This is a genomic window from Streptomyces phaeochromogenes (assembly GCF_001418655.1).
Classification (GTDB): Bacteria; Actinomycetota; Actinomycetes; order Streptomycetales; family Streptomycetaceae; genus Streptomyces; species Streptomyces phaeochromogenes.
In genome coordinates, this window is record NZ_LIQZ01000464.1 from 1 (window position 1) to 4,403 (window position 4,403).

The window sequence follows — 4,403 nt, forward strand, 5'->3', positions numbered from 1 at the left end:
CCCCGAGCACGGCCCCGAACCCTGCCCCGAGCCCCGTCCCGACCGCCTCGCCGGTCCCGTCCGGAGCCCCTCCCCGGAGGAGCCCCACAGCCCCTGCTGAGAGCCTTCGGGGCGCACCCCGGCAGCCTCGCCCCACCGACCTGTTCGCCGACCGTCTCGTGGCCGTTCTGAGTGGTCAGCGCCCCGTCCACTGGATGCTCCGGCACACCGCGGGACGCGCGTACGACGAACTGGCATGGCTCGCCGAACGCGGCCCGCTCCGCGCCCGCGGCACCCGCCCCGTCGTCCGCGACATCGGCTACTACGTGCCGCGCCCGGGCGCGGTCGAGGCCTTCGCCCGCATCGGCGCGGGCGACCAGCTCCGCGCCATGGCATTCCGCCTGGAACAGGGCCCCGACCTCCGCTGGCGCTGCACAGCAGTAGAACTGGGCGGCGCCCGCATGCCCCACACGAACGAGGACTGACCCGCACATCCGCCCCCGGGGCACGCATCAGGCACGCCTGCACCTGAGCGCCCCATCAGGGGCGCGGGGAACTGCGCGACCAGCCCCTCCGACCCGCAGCCAACAACACCCGGGCCGGAGGCCAACCCAACGCAAAGGGCCGGGCACCAAAGATGCCCGGCCCTTCAACTGCCCACCCCACAGAGCGAACCGCTCACCCCGCGGAGCCAACCACCGGCCCCGCGGAGCGAACCGTCACTTCTTGCGGCGCCGGCCACCCTTCTGCTGCTTACGCCGCTCCGCGCGCGTGAGCCCGTCCGACTCCGACCGCACCGGCTCGTCGTCGTTGGTGAAGTCGCCCTCGACGATGCCGCCCTCGCCGTCCACGGTGGGCGCGGAGAAGTGCAGCCGGTCCGGCCGCTGCGGAGTGTCGAGCCCCTTGGCGCGGATCTCCGGACGGGAGGAACCCGCAGGAACCGCTTCCCCCTTGGCGAGCGACGGCTTCGCGTCCTGTACCGGGACCTCCTCGACCTGCTGCTCTACCTGGACCTCCAGGTTGAACAGGTAGCCGACGGACTCCTCCTTGATGCCGTCCATCATGGCGGTGAACATGTCGAAGCCCTCGCGCTGGTACTCGACCAGCGGGTCCTTCTGGGCCATCGCGCGCAGGCCGATGCCCTCCTGGAGGTAGTCCATCTCGTAGAGGTGCTCGCGCCACTTGCGGTCCAGGACCGACAGTACGACCCGGCGCTCCAGCTCACGCATGATCTCGGAGCCGAGCTGCTCCTCACGCGCCGAGTACTGCTCGTAGATGTCGTCCTTGATGGACTCGGAGATGAACTCGGCGGTCAGACCGGCACGGTCGCCGGCCGCCTCCTCCAGCTCCTCGACGGTGACCTTCACCGGGTAGAGCTGCTTGAAGGCGCCCCACAGCCGGTCCACGTCCCATTCCTCGGCGAAGCCCTCGGCGGTCTCCGCGTCGATGTACGCGTCGATCGTGTCGTTCATGAAGTGCTGGATCTGCTCCTGCAGGTCCTCGCCCTCCAGGACGCGCCGGCGCTCGCCGTAGATGACCTCGCGCTGCCGGTTGAGGACCTCGTCGTACTTGAGGACGTTCTTGCGGGTCTCGAAGTTCTGCGTCTCGACCTGCGACTGGGCGGAGGCGATGGCGCGGGTGACCATCTTGTTCTCGATCGGCACGTCGTCCGGGACGTTCGCCATCGACATGACGCGCTCGACCATCTGGGCCTTGAAGAGGCGCATCAGGTCGTCACCCAGGGAGAGGTAGAAGCGGGACTCGCCCGGGTCGCCCTGACGGCCGGAGCGGCCTCGAAGCTGGTTGTCGATACGGCGGGACTCGTGCCGCTCGGTGCCCAGCACATAGAGCCCGCCGAGGTCCTTGACCTCTTCGAACTCGGCCTGCACGGCCTTCTCGGCCCGCTCCAGGGCGGCGGGCAGCGCGGCGGCCCACTCCTCGATGTGCTCCTCGGGGTCGAGGCCGCGCTGGCGCAGCTCGGCCTCGGCGAGGTCGTCCGGGTTGCCGCCGAGCTTGATGTCCGTGCCACGGCCGGCCATGTTCGTGGCGACGGTGACGGCACCCTTGCGGCCCGCCTGGGCGATGATCGGCGCCTCGCGGTCGTGCTGCTTGGCGTTCAGCACCTCGTGCTGGATGCCTCGCTTGGAGAGCTGCTGCGAGAGGTACTCGGACTTCTCGACCGACGTCGTACCGACGAGGATCGGCTGGCCCTTCTCGTGCTTCTCGGCGATGTCGTCGACGACGGCCTCGAACTTCGCGACCTCGGTGCGGTAGATCAGGTCGGACATGTCCTTGCGGACCATCGGCCGGTTGGTCGGGATCGGGACGACGCCGAGCTTGTAGATCTGGTGGAACTCGGCGGCCTCGGTCATCGCCGTACCGGTCATGCCGGAGAGACCGGGGACTTCCTTGCCGTTGTGGTCGTGGCGCTTGTAGAGGCGGAAGAAGTTCTGCAGGGTGATCGTGGCGAGCGTCTGGTTCTCGTCCTTGATGTCCACCCCTTCCTTCGCCTCGATCGCCTGGTGCATGCCCTCGTTGTAGCGGCGGCCGGCGAGGATACGGCCGGTGTGCTCGTCGACGATCATGACTTCGCCGTCGATGACGACGTAGTCCTTGTCCTTCTTGAAGAGCTCCTTGGCCTTGATGGCGTTGTTCAGGTAGCCCACCAGAGGCGTGTTCACCGACTCGTAGAGGTTGTCGATGCCCAGCCAGTCCTCGACCTTGGCGACGCCGGGCTCGTGGATGGCGACGGTGCGCTTCTTCTCGTCGACCTCGTAGTCGCCGGTTTCCTCGATGCCCTTGAGGGTGTTGCCCGCCTCACCCTTCTTCAGGCGCGTGACGAGCTTGGCGAAGTCGCCGTACCACTTGGTGGCCTGGTCTGCGGGGCCGGAGATGATCAGCGGCGTACGGGCCTCGTCGACGAGGATCGAGTCGACCTCGTCGACCACCGCGAAGTTGTGGCCGCGCTGCACCAGTTCGTCCTGCGACCACGCCATGTTGTCGCGCAGGTAGTCGAAGCCGAACTCGTTGTTCGTGCCGTACGTGATGTCGCACGCGTACTGCTCGCGACGCTGGGCCGGCGTCATGTTGGCCAGGATGCAGCCGACGCTCAGACCCAGGAACTTGTGGACACGGCCCATCATCTCGGAGTCGCGCTCGGCCAGGTAGTCGTTGACCGTGATGAGGTGGACGCCGTCTCCGGAGAGGGCGTTCAGATACGTGGGCAGCGTGCCGACCAGGGTCTTGCCCTCACCGGTCTTCATCTCGGCGACATAGCCGAGGTGGAGCGCTGCGCCGCCCATGATCTGCACGTCGTAGGGACGCTGGCCGAGGGCGCGCTTGGCGGCCTCACGGACGGTCGCGAACGCCTCGGGCAGCAGGTCGTCGAGGCTCTCGCCGTCGGCGTACCGCTGCTTGTACTCATCGGTCAGGGCTCGCAGCTCGGCGTCGGAGAGGTCAACGAAGTCCTCTTCGATGGAGTTGACCTGGTCCGCGATGCGGTGCAGCTTGCGCAGGATCTTTCCTTCGCCTGCACGCATGATCTTCGAGAGGACGGACACGGGGGTTTGTCTCCTTGCCGGTCGGGCCTGGGACGGTCGGTTTCAATGACGGTTTCAAATCACAGCTTGAGCAACGGCCATCGTAAGCGAGGACCCCACCGCGCCGGGAGGTCTGCATGTGACAGCCATTGAGACAACGGGCGGAGGATGCGGAAGGTGCCGCGCAAGCGCTACGAAAGGTAACCGCCGCCTCACACAGGGCTAAAGTGATGGCTTCCTCACCGAAGCCCGAGCAGAATCGGCCGATGGACCCCGTCACACTGACCTCCGAACGGCTCCTGCTGCGCACGGTGGGACCGCACGACACCGACGCCGTGTTCGACGCCGTCCAGGATCCCGACATCCAGCGCTGGACCACGATCCCGTCGCCCTATCTGCCCGAACACGCCACGGCCTTCACCGAGCAGATGGTGCCCGACGGATGGGTGGACTGCTCGATGTTCACCTTCGGCGTCTTCCTGCCCGTCAGCGGAGAACTCGCCGGCATGCTCGCCATCACGATGCGCTCCCTGGGGGTCGGCGAGATCGGTTTCTGGGCGACGAAGGAACACCGGGGCAACGGCTACATCACCGAGGCCGCCCTCACCGCCTCCCGCTGGGCCTTCACCCAACTGGCGATCGACCGCGTCGAGTGGCGGGCCGAGGTCGGCAACACGGGCTCCCGCGCGGTCGCCGAACGCGCGGGCTTCACCATCGAAGGCACCCTTCGTTCCGGCATCAACAACAAGGGCGTACGCCGCGACTGCTGGATCGGATCCCTGCTCCCGTCGGACCTGGGCCTGCCGTCGACAGCGCCCTATCTGCCCACACCACGGCAAAGCTGAACTCCCGGCGCCCGCCCCCCCCCCCCGACCGCCTCCTCCG

The 4,403-nt window shown here is 67.7% G+C and carries 3 protein-coding genes; 2 read left to right on the forward strand and 1 reads right to left on the reverse strand.

Annotated elements, in window-relative coordinates; translation table 11 throughout:
- The coding region (locus AOK17_RS42940) for an Rv3235 family protein (RefSeq protein WP_245697729.1) at nt 1-464 on the forward strand (464 nt) is incomplete at its 5' end.
- 234 nt (nt 465-698) lie between these two features.
- On the opposite strand, the gene secA is transcribed toward AOK17_RS42940, so the two are convergent.
- On the reverse strand, nt 699-3,539 hold the full coding sequence (gene secA / locus AOK17_RS42945; protein ID WP_055618077.1) for a preprotein translocase subunit SecA: 2,841 nt from the start codon (nt 3,537-3,539) through the stop codon (nt 699-701).
- 245 nt (nt 3,540-3,784) lie between these two features.
- On the opposite strand from secA, the gene AOK17_RS42950 reads away from it, so the two are divergent.
- Nucleotides 3,785-4,363 (forward strand): GNAT family N-acetyltransferase, encoded by a 579-nt coding sequence (locus AOK17_RS42950; RefSeq protein ID WP_055618078.1) that lies wholly within the window; start codon nt 3,785-3,787, stop codon nt 4,361-4,363.
- Nucleotides 4,364-4,403 lie beyond the last annotated feature (40 nt).